This is a genomic window from Paenibacillus riograndensis SBR5 (assembly GCF_000981585.1).
Classification (GTDB): domain Bacteria; phylum Bacillota; class Bacilli; order Paenibacillales; family Paenibacillaceae; genus Paenibacillus_AQ; species Paenibacillus_AQ riograndensis.
Genome location: NZ_LN831776.1, coordinates 4,593,883 through 4,609,100, shown reverse-complemented (window position 1 = coordinate 4,609,100; position 15,218 = coordinate 4,593,883). Strand labels below are relative to the sequence as shown.

Genomic DNA, 15,218 nt, shown 5'->3' with positions numbered 1-15,218 from the left:
AGCTTTTATCAGAGAAAAGGGGGATGTCCGTGCTGATCTGGGGGCGAAGATCCAAAAGTATTTTCGTCAAATTCTCGGCATCATTTCTGCTCGTGGGACTGATTCCCCTGCTGGCGCTCAGTTTCTTCTCCGTGAAGACCTTCTCCGGTTATGTGGAGCGGTATACCACCAGCAATCTGCAGCAAATGGTGCTGTATATGAGCTATAATCTGAACTCGGCGTTTAACCAGTACAATGAAATCTCCAAGCTGATGTATACCGGGCGTTATGAAGGTTTTATTGACAGCTATAAGCAGGACCAGACCGCCAATGTCAATGAGCTGGAGCAGATCAACACCATTCCGATCGACTCTTTTCTAAAAACAGTGCTGTTCAGTGACCCGTATATTTCAAGCGCCGTGTTTGTCCGCCAGTCCGACGGCAAGCTGTATTCCCAGGAAAAAGAAAACAGATCGCTGGATACGAATTCGTTTCCCGCAGCCGAATGGCTGGAGACGATGGCTCCCAAGCCGTCGGCAGTGGCTATCTTTCCTACACATACAGACCAGTATTTCTTCCGCTCTAACCGAAAGGTGTTCACGATTGGACGCAGCCTGATTGATACCTCAGGAAAAGTGACCCAAGCTCCCAAGGTGGTAGGCACGCTGTTTCTGGATATAGATATTTCGCTGTTTGAACAATTTTTCAGGGAGCTGAGCCTTGGCGCCAAGGATGAGCTGTATCTTCTGGATGGGGAAGGCCATGTCTACTTCAGCAATCAGAATCTGCCGGAAGGAGCGGTTGCAGCCGCCGTTCAGACGAACCGTGAGATGATCGGGCTTAGCGAGGATATTCCGTTTCTCAATGGCAGGGTGATTGCCCGGATTCACCGCGGCAGCCTGTTCGAGCAGCTGTTATCGGTCAGAGCGGCTGTCTACATTGCCATTATGATTTGTGCTTTTGTGATGGTTGTGATGGGGGCGTGGTTTTCCAGGCGCCTGGCGGCGCCGATCCGCGAAATAATCAGGCAGATGACCGTTGTGGAGTCCGGTAGGCTGGATACCCGGCTGTCTGTGAACACGAACGATGAAATGGGCAGGCTCGCTCACGGGTTCAACCGGATGGTGGAGCGGCTTCAGATCCATATTGACGAGGCGTATGTAGCCCAAATCAAGCAAAAGCAGACGGAGCTGAATGCGCTGAAAAGCCAGATCCGGCCGCATTATTTGTATAATACGCTTGAAGTGATCCGGATGAATGCTGTGGATAAGGAAGCCGGAGAGGTCGCGGATATGATTCTGGCCTTATCCAACGAACTGAAATATGTCATAGATTATGGAGAAGACCGGGCAAGCATCCGCAGCGAGCTGGAGCATCTGCAGAATTATTTTTACATTATATCTGTCCGTTTCGAGAACCGTTATGAGCTTGTTCTGGATATTGCCCCGGAGGTTCAGCTGGATTGGCCGATCCTGAAGCTTTCGCTCCAGCCGATTGTCGAGAATGCCGTCCAGCATGGGCTTCGTCAACAAGGAAAGGGGACAGTAGGGATTACGGTGGAAAAGAAAGACCGGGTGCTGGCGGTCACCATCTATGATGATGGCGTCGGCATGAGCCGGGAAGCTCTGGCGAGGATTACCCGGACACTGGAGGAACCGGAAGCGCCCAGCAAAAATGTGGGTCTGAAAAACGTGCATGAGCGCATACGCTCGACGTTTGGCGAGGCCTACGGGCTGTCCATCAACAGCCGGGAGCATGTCGGCACCTCTATCACACTGTTGTTCCCGGTAATAGACTGAACGCCCGGCATATACGGATAAAGCGCTCCGTTGGACGAATAGAGGAAGGCTGTTTGTCCGGCGTTATATGTCAAGATTCGTAGGAGGTAACAGCGAGAGATGCAGAAGAAAAAATGGATGCGGCTGCAAGCTGTACTGCTTGTACTGCTGGCGGCTATCCTCTTCCTGACTGCCTGCAGGGATAGCGGGACAGGGAATTCATCCGTCACTGCAGGCGGAGCGGGAGCGCATAAGGAAGTGCATTTCAGCATCGCATATGCTGCGGGGGACCCGGCTACCAAGCAGGCCATCGCGGCCACCATTGAGGCCTTCATGCAAGCCCATCCGGATATCATCATCCAGGACAGCAGCGAGCTGTCCTCCAGCGCATATCTGGATTGGCTGAAGATCAAGGATGCGGTAGGCGAGTTTCCGGATCTGGTGGAAATCCGGGATACCGATGCTTTTGCCAGTGCGGGAAAAATCGTGGAGCTGCCCTCCGGGCTGCTGGAGCTGTTCGGCAATCTGCCGCAGGTGAACGGGAAGGTATGGAACGCTCCTCTGTTCGTAAGTGCGCCGCAGGGAATTATATATAGTAAACAAGCATATGCCCGTGCGGGAATTACCCGGCTGCCGCAAACTTATGGCGAATTCCTGGACATCCAGGAGAAGTTGAAGGCCGGCGGAATGACACCCCTGGTGGTTGGAGCCAAGGATATTTTTCACCTGGGCTTCTGGGTGAACAAGTTCCTGATCGATGAAGTCTATGCCAGGGACCCGGACTGGAACGCCAAACGCACGGCGAAGCAGGTCAGCTTCATGGACCGGAATGTGGTTCAGGCGATGACAGATTTCAAGGAGCTATTCCTGACAGACGTCAACGAAGGCTGGCTGGGCACCAATGATAACCAAACCGCCTCTATGCTTACCTCAGGCAATGCTGCTCAGCTCTATTCGGGAACATGGATGTTCTCGCAGATCGAGGAAGCTGATCCCGATTTTGAGTATGGCTTCTACGCGCTGCCTGACCGCCGCGGCAAACGGAATGTAGTGGGGCTGCCCTCGCCAACCGGCTGGTCGCTCTCGGCTGAAGCCGCCAAGGATACGGAGAAAACGGAAGCGATTCAGGAATTCATCCGCTTTTTCTTTGCGCCTGAACCGTACTCGAAATTTCTGGCCAGCATCAATGGGCTGCCCTCCACGAAGGAGAAGGTAACCTATGATACGGGCGAGCAGATGCAGGAAGCCCTGAAACTGATGGCCGATCCGGATGTGACCAAATCGCTGATGATTAACAACTGGTGGGGGGATAATCTGATCCCGCCGGATTTCCGCAACTGGTTTTATAAACTGCTGGAGGAGATGATCCTTACTGACGGCGATGTCAGCGAATATATGAAACGGGCAGACCGGGAATATGACCGCCAGGTGCAGGACAATCAGCTGTGACGGAGAAGGTTGGGGCAGAACCGGATAGCAATTAACTGCAGATTAACTCAAGCGGGGGAACTTTGGTCCTCCGTTTTTTGTGTTGTATTGGAAACTAGACACTTCATCTGCCCGAGGATAGGGTTCTCCGGCAAATTAGTGTCCCATTTTCCACTTAAAGAGTTGCCGTAGGATTCCTCTTAAATTCACCGCATACGCGGCTTAAAAAAGTTCATTCTAACGAAAGTTCAGGAATGCTATTCTTGTAGCAGGAAACGCTTACGAACGATGATGCGCACATCGAGCCCCGGTTTCCGGCACATTGAACAAGGCTAAGCCAATACACTTTCGAACCAGAACTTATAGGGGGTTACTCTCATATGCAAAAGAAAACGATAACTAAGCTGTCGGTGCTGCTGCTGGCGGCGACAACGGTCTTGTCGGCTTGCGGAAGCAGTAATAACAACAGCAATGCAAGCGGTACCAGCGGAAATGCGGCTGGCTCGCCATCACCGGATGCCGCTGCCACGGATGCCAAGAAAGAAGTGAGCTTCTCGATCGGGTATGCAGCCGGCGACCCGGCCACCAAAAAAGCGATCGCGGCTACCGTAGAAGCGTTCATGAAAGCCAATCCCAATGTGAAGATCAAAGATATCAGCGAAACGACTTCATCGGCCTATCTGGATTGGCTGAAAACCAAGGATGCTGTAGGCGAATTCCCCGATCTGGTGGAGATGCGTGATACCGAGGTTTTTGCCGATGCCGGTAAAATCGTGGAGCTGCCAAGCGACCTGCTGGAGCTTTTTAAGGACCCGCCTCAGGTTAATGGAAAAGTCTGGAATGCCCCAATGTCCGTAAATGTGCCGCAAGGCATTATTTACAGTAAAAAGGCTTACGCCGATGCCGGAATCACCGGGCTTCCTAAAACCTATGATGAATTCATCGCTATCCAGGAGAAATTGAAGACAAGCGGAATTACGCCAATCGTGGTGGGCGGCAAGGATATTTTCCATATGGGCTTCTGGGTGAACAAGTTTCTGATTGATGAGGTCTATACCAAGGATCCGGACTGGAACTCCAAGCGCACTGCCAAAACTGTCAGCTTCACAGATCCCAATGTCGTTCAAGCCATGACGGATTTCAAGGATTTGTTCACCAATTATGTCGATAAGGGCTGGCTCAGCACAGGAGACAACCAGACGGCCTCCATTCTCGTATCCGGCAAAGCAGCCCAGTTGTTCTCCGGGACCTGGATGTTCTCGCAAATTCAGGAGGCTGACCCGAATTTTGAATTTGGCTTCTATGCCGTTCCTGACCGTGAGGGCAAAGTCAATGTTATCGGTCTGCCGTCACCCGCCGGATGGTCGCTGTCTGCTGAGGCTGCCAAGGACGCCGACAAAACACAGGCCATTAAGGATTTCATCCGTTTTTTCTTTGCGCCTGAGCAGTATGCCTCTTACCTGGCCAGCATCAATGCCATTCCATCCACGAAAGAGAACGTGACCTACGAAACCGGCGAGCAAATGCAGACAGCCCTGGACCTGATTGCCGATCCTAACGTAACCAAGTCCCTGGCGATCAACAACTGGTGGGGGGACAATCTGATTCCGCCGCAATTCCGCAACTGGTATTACAAGCTGCTGCAGGATTTAGTTGTGAAAAACGGCGATGTAGCCGATTACATGAAGCAAGCGGACACGGAATACGACGCCCAGGTCAAAGCCAACGCACAATAAACGGATCATGGTCCGGCGGGGGGGCGGCTGCGCATCCGAGGCGGCAGGCTCCTCTGACGGAACAGCTCCGGGAGGGAGAGCAATCATGGCTACAGCAGCAGAAAGAACAGACAAGCCGCTAACGGCAGCCATACCACAGAAAAAGAGGAAGTGGCAGTCCTACGCACTGTTGTTTATACTACCATCGTTTTTAATTTATACCTTGTTTGTTATCGTACCTACGGTTGGAAGCATCTATTTGAGCTTTACTTCATGGGACGGCATCAGCGAGGACGTCCGGTATATCGGCTTCGCCAATTTTGCGGAGATCTGGCAAAGTCCCCGGGTTCATAACGCGTTGAAGAACACATTGGTCATGACGGTCAGCCTGGTGCTGCTGGAGAATATTGCGGCAATCCTACTGGCTGTGCTGGTGGATAAGGTCCGCTGGTTCCGCAATTTGTTCAGAAGTGTTTTTTATTTCCCTACACTCCTCAGCGGCATTGTTATGGGTTTTGTCTGGGCGATGATTCTGAACTACAATTTCGGTGTGTTCAATCAGATTCTGGACGCCATCGGACTGGGAAGCTGGGTGGTCGACTGGCTCGGCAATCCGAAATATGCGATGATATCGATTATTTTGTCTACGGTTTGGAAGGGTGCAGGCTATTATATGATCATCTATCTGGCAGGGCTGCAGGGCATTCCAGCCGAGCTGAATGAAGCGGCAAGCATTGACGGGGCAAGCGGGTTTCAGCAGTTCCGCCATATTACTTTCCCGCTGCTCGCCGGTTCGATGACGGTATGTCTGGTCCTCTCGATGATCAGCGCGCTGAAGATTTTTGATCAGATCGCGGTAATGACCGATGGAGGTCCGGGCTTCGAGACGGAGACATTAACCTATATTATTTATAAGGTAGGCTTTGGTGAATTAAGGCAGGGCTTTGGTACGGCGCTCGCCATGGTGCTGTTCCTGATCATCATGCTTATCACTGTCATCCAAGTGAAATTCCTCCGGAAACGGGAGGTGCAGATGTAATATGACGCTGCAAGCCAAAAAAAGATGGGGAGAAGTTGCCCTGCTTGCCGTAACGGTCCTGCTGGCTGTTATTTTCTTTTTCCCGATTTTCTTCAACCTGATGTCAGCTTTTAAAAGCAATGCGGAAATCATGAAGGATGCTATTGCCTTCCCCAAAGGACTGTATCTGGACAGCTTCAAGTACCTGTTGACGGAGACGGATTTCCCCAGAGCCATTGTGAACAGCCTGATTCTGACGCTCGTTTCGATCGTGGCCCAGGTGCTGATTATTCCGATGGCGGGGTATGCGATAGAACGCAGGGATACCCGGTGGACGAAGATGGTGTTCCTGTATTTCCTGGCAGGGATGATGATTCCTTTTCAGGCGTATATGATTCCGTTATTCAAAGAACTCCGCGTGTTTGGTCTGTACGGAAGCCTGGCCGGTCCGATCCTGGTCTATGTCGCGGGTGCGGTCGGCTTCGGCTGTCTGCTCTATACCAGCTTTGTCAAAGGGATTCCGAAGGAGATTGAGGAAGCGGCGGAGATTGACGGCTGCAGCCGGTACGGGATCTTCTGGAAAATCGTCTTCCCGCTGCTGGGGCCGGTTACGGCAAGTATGGTCGTGCTGAACGGACTTGGTATCTGGAATGACTTCCTGATGCCGATGCTGGTGCTGCCTTCCGGCGAGCCGAAGACCATGGTCGTGGAAATCTACCGTTATATCGGTGAATTTTCCTCCCGCTGGGATATGATCTTTGCCGGAACCGCAATGTCAGTGGTACCTGTCCTGATCGTGTTCATAGCTTTGCAAAAGTATTTTGTCAAAGGGATAGCTTCGGGGGCGACCAAGGGGTAAGCTATTCTACAATCAAAGGGTCCGGCAAGCCATTGTTTAACCATTGGCTTGCCGGACCCTTATTTGCGTGCTGCGGCCTGCTCATTCAGGCAGCCGATTCAGCTCTCCGCTTGTCAATGACAACCGCCGTGGTGTCCGTCACGGACTTGTGAACTATTTGGACTCTGCGGTCAGCTGGCGGTAAGCCATGGGCGGCAGGCCGGTCCAGCGCTTGAACTGCTTGCTGAAATGGGAGACATCGCGGTAGCCGAGCCGGTGGGCGATGGCCTCGACAGACAGGCTGTTGTCCAGCAGCATCAGCTTTGCGTGGCGGATAATCAGACCGGAGAGGTATTGTCTGGGCGACATTCCATATATATGCCGGAATGCCCGGTTGCAGTGGTTCGGGCTGTAGCCCAGCCGTGCGGCAATGTCCTCAATGCCGCCGCCTCTGCTGCCCGTCGCTGCGGCTGTAAAGACCGATTCCTGCAGCAAGCCTTCCACTGCATTCGCAAGAGCGACGGTATTCTCTGTAACCCCCGGCTGTGCGCTGCGCGTGGCCGCAGGGGTCTCGGACAGCACCCATGCGCTGAGTGCAGCGAACAGCTGCAGGGAGGCGTTCAGCCTCACCAGCCGGTTCCGCTGGGCATCTTCAGCCTCCGTGAGAATCGCCGTGCGGATCATCACATCCAGCGCTGAGCGGATCGCCAGCAGCACGGGTGATTCGCCGCTGAGGCTGACGGCATCCATCGTCAGGAGTGTACGCCGCAGCGACAGATCATCGATATCAAAATGCAGGCAATAATAGGTCATGTCCCCGGCAGCATCAGCTCCAAGACTGGCATGTCTGACTCCGGGGCGGATGAACAGGATGTCTCCGCATTCTTGCAAATAGGCTTGCCCGCCAACAGTCATGTGCTGCCTTCCCTGCAGCACAAGGTTGATTTCGAACATTGGATGGGTATGCTCGGGGTATTGCCACTGCGCGTTGACTTTGCGCCAATGGGCGGCGTAGATGTGAAAAGCCGCCTGCAGATCCGGGGACATGCGGCCGTCTAAAGAATGTTCAATGCCGGGAAAATTCACGTTCATGAGTGTCCTCTTTTTCACTGGAATATATGAAATTATTATAGCATAGCCGGATCATTCGTTCGATTTGCCCAAATAATAGGCGGCTTTGAACCTGTCAGGTGAGCAAGGGGATAGCTAACATAAAGATAGAGTCCGGTAGTACCGGATAATAGCTGGAGGGAGTGCTTTGAGTTATGCCGAAGAATCAATTTTTTAATGCCCATCATTCACCTATTGGAGCGTTTGCGAGCTTTACCCTGGGCTTCAAAGGAGCCGCAGGCGGCTTCGATCTGGAGGCCGGCAAGCCGCCCAGACAGAGCATATTTATCGGACTTGCCCGGAAGGACGGCAACGGCTATGATACATTGCCTTTTCATGAGCAGGGCGGGGATGATGAGAGCAAGCGCTATGATATTGAAAACCCCGATCCCAATCCGGACAAACCAAGAATTCTCCATCCGTTCGCGGATGAAGAGATTACCCGTAATTTCAGCCTCAGCGTAGACAGCTGGTCGGCAGGGGATTTAACCTTCCGCATTTACTCACCGGTAAGGGCGGTCCCCGATCCGGAAACGGCCTCAGAGGAGGAGTTGAAGCAGATTCTGCTTCCGGCTCTGCTGGTGGAGCTGGAAGTGGATAATACCGCAAGCCCATCGGCCAGACGCGCCTTTTTCGGCTTCCAGGGCAATGATCCCTACAGCGCGATGAGACGGCTGGATGATATGCAGTCCGGGCTAACCGGAGTAGGCCAGGGCAGATTTCTGGCCATCGCGGCAGAGCAGGGAACCGGCGTGAAATCGGCACTGCATTTCACGATGGAAGACATCCTGCTGGCAGAGCTGGAGGAGAACTGGACCTTTGGTCTGGGCCACGTAGGCGCACAAGTGATTGAGGTGCCACCGGGAGTGAAGCAGTGCTACCGTTTCGCTGTCTGCTTCCACCGTTCCGGCTTTGTAACCACCGGGATGGACGCATCCTATTACTATAACCGTTATTTCAGCAATGTTGAGTCTGTTGCGGAGTATGCTTTGGCACACTTTGCGGAGATTAAGCAGCAGGCCGTACAAGCCAATGCCATGCTGGAGGATTCAGGGCTCAGCGAAGACCAGACCTTCATGCTTGCCCATGCGATCCGCAGCTATTACGGTTCTACCCAATTGCTGGATTATAACCAAAAACCGTTCTGGATCGTGAACGAAGGCGAATACCGCATGATGAATACCTTCGACCTTACGGTCGACCAGTTGTTCTATGAGCTGCGGATGAACCCGTGGACCGTGCGCAATGAACTGGATATGTTCGTGGAGCGGTACAGCTATACAGATACCGTCCGTTTCCCCGGCGACGAGACGGATTATCCCGGTGGCATCAGCTTTACTCATGATATGGGAGTGGCCAATGCGGTGTCGCGTGCAGGTTATTCGGCTTATGAGATGTATGGCATTGACGGCTGCTTTTCACATATGACCCATGAACAGCTTGTCAACTGGGTGCTTAGCAGCGCGGTGTATCTGGAGCATACGGGGGACCGTTCCTGGATGGAACGGAATCTGGGCGTGCTGGAAGACTGCCTCACCAGCATGGTCAACCGCGACCACCCTGAACCCGGACAGCGCAACGGCGTCATGGGTCTGGACAGCTCGCGCACGATGGGCGGGGCGGAGATCACAACCTATGACAGCCTGGATGTATCGCTCGGGCAGGCCCGGAACAATATTTACCTAGCCGGAAAATGCTGGGCGGCTTATCTTGCAATGGAAAAGATTTTCCGCGAGGCAGGAAAGCCGGAACTGTCCGCTACCGCCGGGGATCAGGCTGAACGCTGCGCTGCAACGATTGTGGTAAGTGTTACGGAGGACGGCTACATTCCGGCAGTCATCGGTGAAGGCAACGACTCCAAGATCATCCCGGCCATCGAAGGGCTGGTATTCCCGTACTTTACAGGCTGCAGAGAAGCGCTGGAACGGGATGGACGTTTCGCCGGATATATGGCTGCCTTGGAGCGGCACCTGCAGGCGGTGCTCGTCAAGGGAGTCTGCCTGTTCGAAGACGGCGGCTGGAAAATCTCCTCGACCAGCAACAACAGCTGGCTGAGCAAAATCTACCTCAGCCAGTTCATCGCCCGCCAGATTCTGGGCCTGGAGTGGACAGAGAGCGGCAGTGAAGCGGACCGGGCACATGTGGAGTGGCTTACGCATCCGGAACTGTCGGTCTGGAGCTGGAGCGACCAGATCATCTCCGGTGAAATCACGGGAAGCAAATATTATCCGCGCGGGGTCACAGCCATTTTGTGGCTGGATGAGCAATGATTATAGCTCAAATCGTGAGACGGGATGAGCGATAACTATAGTTGAGCTCGTGAGATTGGATGAGTGATAACTATAGTTGAGTTCGTGGGACTGGGTGAGCGATAACTATAGTTGAATTCGTAGGACTGGTTTCGATTAAATGACACATATATCTAACTGAAGAGGAAGTAGCGGGAAAAGTGGACTTGAATTTAGTCACACTATATCCGCTTGGGCGTGCTTCGTGGTTGAAGCAGGCTACCTAACCCCAACATTTAAAGCGGTTGCGTTATCCTGTAAAGGATGGTGCGGCCGCTTTACTTTTGTTTAGGAAATTATGTGTTTTTTCGGTTATGGATAGGGGGTGAGGGGCTTTTTGGTTGGGTTCGTCTAAAAGATCTAAAACCTGAAATCTTAAGTCACTGTCGACTTCCTGAATAACATATGATACAGTTAACATATGTTACTTAAGAAGTGGAGGTGATCTTATCTCAATCAATCACGCTATTCTAGGACTGCTGAGCCATAAGCCAATGACCGGGTATGATCTCAAAAAGCTCATTCAGGAATCCTCATTCCTGTATTGGTCCGGCAATAACAATCAAATCTACAAAGCGCTGGTGGAGCTGTTGAACGCGGGTTTTGTAACCAATGAGGTCCGGCACCAGGACAGCTCGCCCTCCAAAAAGATCTATACTATCACATCTTCCGGCCTCGCCGAACTGCGGAAGTGGGTGGTTGCTCCACCAGAGCCGCCGGAATTCAAGAAGACCTTTCTAATCCAGCTTGCTTGGGCGGATCAGTTGAGCCCGGATGAATTGAACGTGCTGCTGGCAGGATATGAGCAGGAAGTGCGCACACAGTTATTGCTCCTGAAAGGCCAGGCTGGCATTGGTAATTATGTGAACGAAGGGAATGCGAAAGGGATCAACCTATGGAAGCTAATTCACAGCAATCTGATCTCAACCTACAACAATGAATTGACCTGGCTCGCGGAATTGCGTCATGAGCTGGATCTAACTTGATCAGGAGGTATGGATATGAAGATCGAATCGATTCAAAAAGAAGGGCAGGCCTATGTTCTCTGCCGCCCTGACGATCAGCCGCTGCGCACAGAGCAGGACGTGCTCGATCTAATCTCGGGGTGCTTTGAGCATAACAGCTATAAGCTGCTGCTTCAGGAAGGAACGCTCTCTGACGAATTTTATAATCTCAGAACAGGTCTGGCAGGCACAACCCTGCAGAAATTGATTAATTACCACGTCAAGGCTGCGGCTGTAATCCACACTGAAGAGGCCACTCAAGGCAGATTCAAAGAACTGCTGACCGAACTGAACAAAGGCGAGGACTTCCGGGTGTTCGGCAGCGAGACGGAGGCATTGGATTGGCTGCTAGGTTAGAAAAGACAGGGAGAGAATCTACTGGTCTAGGTAGTTGAGACTTAAAAAAAGGTGGGGGCAAGCACGACAATTCCGACGACCGCTGCCGATGGGATGCGGGTCGGATAAAGCTACCGATGCGGACGCCGATACGGATGCCGAGACAGATGCGGGTCCTTAGGCAGATGAGGATACCGCTCCTCAACGAGGTAACAGATGCGGACACCTCTCCGATGAGGTAACAGAGTGGATGCCACACCAATGCCGCATCGATACCCCTCCCGGTACTCCACCGGTACCCTACCCGGAGCAGCTACGATGCTGAGTCGGACACGAAACTCTTACTAAATTAGTCAAAAGCTCACAATCTATTGCACTTTGTGCAGTAGATGACCCATAAATCAGTTAAAAGGCTCATTCTATTGCACTTCGTGCATTAGAATTTCCCGGAAAAGCTATTTATTACACCAAATCCGGAATTCTATTGCACGAAGTACAGCAGAATGAATTTCGACAGAGAATATTAGGCATTCTATTGCACAAAATGCAGTCACAAACGGTTTTGCGACAGCGGCGCTTGACAGTTTCGTCCGTTAGTTCACGAAGCACATTCATGCAATAATCAACTTGTCAAAATGAAGATTACATATTTCAAGTTCGTTCAGGATTTGATGGCAGCAACACCATTATAGGAATTCCGCTGTAACGGCAACAGTTTACCGGGGATATTACATAGAGTATGCTTCTCAACATAACATAAACACCAATCGCCTTGCCCTCTGTCTCGGGGGCAAGGCGATTGGTGTGTCTACAGCTGCAAGTTTCCAGATGAATGCTGCTCGTTCGGAAGCAGAACCTGAGCCTGAACCTGAACCTGAACCTGAACCTGAACCTAAGCCTAAACCTAAACCTAAACCTGAACTAGAAGATCCGGTGCTTCCATCCGTTTAGCTTCGCGACAGCTTCAATATAGTAGTAGTCTGCGTAAATCAGCGAGACTTCGATGAAGGAGTCCCCGCTGCCTGTACCTTTCGTAAGGACCGCTTCATGCTCCGGCTGATCCCAGGTGGCATAATTATCAGTCAGGGAGCGAAGGATGCGTGCTGCGGCATTGGCGTACAGACTTTTTTCGCCCGGCGGGACAACATCGGCAAGCTCCAGCAGGCCGGAAGCGGCGATAGCTGCCGCCGAGCTGTCCTTGTATTTGCGCCCGTCATCTCCGGTGCGGAAATCCCAATAGGGAACCTGATCGTCCGGCAGCGCAGCGATGAAGTAATGGGCAATCCGCTTGGCGGTATTCAAGAAACGTTCATCCCCCGTATGACGGTACGTATTGAAGAATCCGTACAGGCCCCAAGCGGCTCCGCGGCTCCAGCAGGATTCCGGCGAATAACCCTGTCCGCCGAAGTTCTCAATATAGGCGCCGGTTTCGGCATCGAAGGAGAGGATATGCTTCGTAGAGCCATCCTCACGGATACCGTACTGCATAGTGGTCTCCGCATGGCTGACCGCAATATGCTTGTAGCGCGGATCGCCGGTAACCTTGCTGGCCCAGAAGAGCAGCGAAATATTCAGCATGCAGTCGATGATGACCCAGCCATATTTGTCTTCATTCCAGGCGCGGATGAATTTGCCTGCGGGATTATAGCGGGCGGCCAGGAAGTTGGCGGCCTCAATCCCTCGGCGCAGTCCGTCCTCGTCGCCTGTCAGCGTATGCTTGATGACAGCTGTAGGCAGAAACTGAAAACCCACATCATGATGCAGCTCCACCGTCGGTTTAACGAACCATTCCTCCAGAGTGGCGTCCCAATGCCAGGCCGCTTCTTTATATAGTTCTTTTCCGGTCATGTCATGCATGATCCAGAGAAGGCCGGGCCAGAAGCCGGTGGTCCACCAGTCGGAAGCCATATCATCATATTTGCCGTCTGCACCGGCATAATGCGGACATTTGCCGCCGATTTGCTCTGCCATGCGTGTTACCTTTGTATCCAGTTTGTCCATGATTTCCTGCCAATAGGCTGTACTCATTGCGGATGCCTCCAGTATTTAAGTTTGTGTTCTGAGTATATCGTGATGCACCGGAGGAAAGTTGTAATTTGATATCCCAAAATATCGAAATCTTGTCATCCTGCCAACGGAGTATCAAAATCTTGTTGAATAATGGCAGCGCTGTTACCGCGACAAAATACCAACATTTCTGTATAACCCAGCCAAACTACGGAATGGGGGAGAGCGGTATACTCTTAGCAGGGCATATCCAGGGAGGTTAATTGAGAATGAATCAGCTGCAGGTGTATGAGGCCCCGAATCACATTCCGGGCCGGGAGGATTACCAGGTTAAGGTGAGAACAGCGGGAGGCGGATGGCAGCCGCTTTTTGTGTATGAGGTTAAAGTAGACATGCATGAGGTGCGTCCGGCATCGATGGCCTTATTTGATATGGAGGGCGAAGCAGAGGTTGAAATCATCTGTCTCTATACGGAGATTGAAAATGTAAATATTTCACCCGCCTCACGCTCAGTAGAATGCAGTCATGACAGACACAAAATCAGCTTCAGGCTGAACGGGCCGCAAAAGCTTTCGGTGGAGATTAACGGCGGCCGATTCCGGAATCTGCACCTTTTTGCCAATCCCATGGAGGTTGGGGCACCACAGCCGGATGGGGCGGGTGTCCATCTGGTTCAGCCGGGCATCCACCGTTCTCCGGATCTCCTCGCATTAATGAAGCGGACTGAAGACCAGGGGACCGGACTGCCGCAAACGCTCTATTTTGCCCCCGGAACCCATTATATAGAAGAAACCGTATTTGCAGTTCCGTCCGGAACAGTCATCTATTTGGCTGGCGGTGCGGCATTTGTCGGCTCTTTGTCCTGCGATCGGGTGGAGGATGTTGAAATTCGGGGCCGGGGTGTGGTGTATTTGGCAGAGTTCCACCGGTTTTCTGCTTTTCGCGGGGTAAGAATTGTTTTCTCGCGCCGGATCAGGGTTGAAGGCATTACGGTGATCGATCCGCCGCATTACAGCATTTTTATAGGCCAGTCTACGGATATTGCCGTCACGAATTTCAAGTCTTTCAGCACACGGGGCTGGAGTGACGGCATAGACATCATGTCCAGCAGTGAGGTTGCAATCCGGGATGTGTTCATGCGCAATTCGGATGACTGCATCGCCATTTACGGCTCCAGATGGGATTACTTTGGGGACAGCCGCAATATCAGCGTACGTGATTCGGTTCTTTGGGCGGATGTGGCCCACCCGCTAATGATAGGCACACACGGCGATTACCGGCGGGGCGGAGACATCATTGAAAATATCGTATACGAAAACATTGACATTCTGGAGCACCATGAGCCGCAGGAAAACTATTGGGGAGCGCTGGCCATTAATGCGGGCGACGGCAATACGGTACGGAACGTGCTGTACAGCAACATCCGGGTTGAACGGATCGAGCAGGGTCAGCTGTTTGATCTGCGCGTGGTGATGAATAAGGATTACAACCCTGAACCGGGTAAGGGGATCGAAAAAGTGACCTTTCGCAATGTCAGCTTTAACGGGGGCGGAGTCCATCCTTCGCGGATTTACGGGTACGATGAAGACCGGGGCGTGAACGGGGTGGAATTCATCAACCTGCAGATCGGTGGGGAATGGGTAGAAAATACGCGCACAGACCTCATCCTGTTGAATGCCTATGCGCACAATGTAGTGTTCAAACGGGAATAAACGTC

Annotated in this window: 11 protein-coding genes; 9 read left to right on the top strand and 2 right to left on the bottom strand. The window is 52.3% G+C overall.

Going from position 1 to position 15,218, the window contains the following annotated elements; all coding sequences use genetic code 11:
* The first annotated feature begins 23 nt into the window (after positions 1–23).
* The 5 genes from PRIO_RS19435 (at position 24) to PRIO_RS19415 (ending at position 6,777) form a co-directional block, all read left to right on the top strand.
* A complete protein-coding gene (locus PRIO_RS19435) occupies positions 24–1,778 on the top strand; it encodes a cache domain-containing sensor histidine kinase (RefSeq protein ID WP_046504223.1) in 1,755 nt (584 codons plus the stop codon).
* A gap of 99 nt (positions 1,779–1,877) precedes the next feature.
* Complete coding sequence (locus PRIO_RS19430) at positions 1,878–3,206, top strand: ABC transporter substrate-binding protein (protein ID WP_020431682.1); 1,329 nt, start codon at positions 1,878–1,880, stop codon at positions 3,204–3,206.
* A gap of 359 nt (positions 3,207–3,565) precedes the next feature.
* Positions 3,566–4,921, top strand: a complete 1,356-nt coding sequence (locus PRIO_RS19425; RefSeq protein WP_020431683.1) for an ABC transporter substrate-binding protein — start codon at positions 3,566–3,568, stop codon at positions 4,919–4,921.
* A gap of 85 nt (positions 4,922–5,006) precedes the next feature.
* Positions 5,007–5,939, top strand: a complete 933-nt coding sequence (locus PRIO_RS19420; RefSeq protein ID WP_020431684.1) for a carbohydrate ABC transporter permease — start codon at positions 5,007–5,009, stop codon at positions 5,937–5,939.
* A gap of 1 nt (position 5,940) precedes the next feature.
* Entirely contained in the window at positions 5,941–6,777 is an 837-nt protein-coding gene (locus PRIO_RS19415; protein ID WP_020431685.1) for a carbohydrate ABC transporter permease, read from the top strand.
* A gap of 153 nt (positions 6,778–6,930) precedes the next feature.
* Here the strand turns inward: PRIO_RS19415 and PRIO_RS19410 are convergent, their stop codons facing one another.
* Positions 6,931–7,848: a helix-turn-helix domain-containing protein gene (locus PRIO_RS19410; RefSeq protein WP_020431686.1), complete on the bottom strand. Its 918-nt coding sequence runs from the start codon at positions 7,846–7,848 to the stop codon at positions 6,931–6,933.
* Positions 7,849–8,021: 173 nt separating this feature from the next.
* Between PRIO_RS19410 and PRIO_RS19405 the strand changes: the two genes are divergently transcribed.
* The 3 genes from PRIO_RS19405 (at position 8,022) to PRIO_RS36915 (ending at position 11,515) form a co-directional block, all read left to right on the top strand.
* Entirely contained in the window at positions 8,022–10,136 is a 2,115-nt protein-coding gene (locus PRIO_RS19405; protein ID WP_046504219.1) for a glycoside hydrolase family 52 protein, read from the top strand.
* A gap of 512 nt (positions 10,137–10,648) precedes the next feature.
* The gene (locus tag PRIO_RS36920; RefSeq protein ID WP_046504216.1) at positions 10,649–11,140 is read left to right on the top strand and encodes a PadR family transcriptional regulator; all 492 of its coding nucleotides are present in this window, start codon (positions 10,649–10,651) and stop codon (positions 11,138–11,140) included.
* Positions 11,141–11,155: 15 nt separating this feature from the next.
* Positions 11,156–11,515 carry a DUF4180 domain-containing protein gene (locus PRIO_RS36915; RefSeq protein ID WP_020431697.1) on the top strand — a complete coding sequence of 120 codons (360 nt, stop codon included), beginning with the start codon at positions 11,156–11,158 and terminating at the stop codon, positions 11,513–11,515.
* A gap of 900 nt (positions 11,516–12,415) precedes the next feature.
* Here PRIO_RS36915 and PRIO_RS19390 read toward each other — a convergent pair.
* Complete coding sequence (locus tag PRIO_RS19390; RefSeq protein ID WP_046504213.1) at positions 12,416–13,522, bottom strand: glycoside hydrolase family 88 protein; 1,107 nt, start codon at positions 13,520–13,522, stop codon at positions 12,416–12,418.
* A 248-nt stretch (positions 13,523–13,770) separates the two neighbouring features.
* Here PRIO_RS19390 and PRIO_RS19385 point away from each other — a divergent pair, with 248 nt between their 5' ends.
* Positions 13,771–15,213, top strand: coding sequence for a glycosyl hydrolase family 28 protein (locus PRIO_RS19385; RefSeq protein WP_020431702.1), 1,443 nt, complete (start codon positions 13,771–13,773; stop codon positions 15,211–15,213).
* Positions 15,214–15,218: the final 5 nt, after the last annotated feature.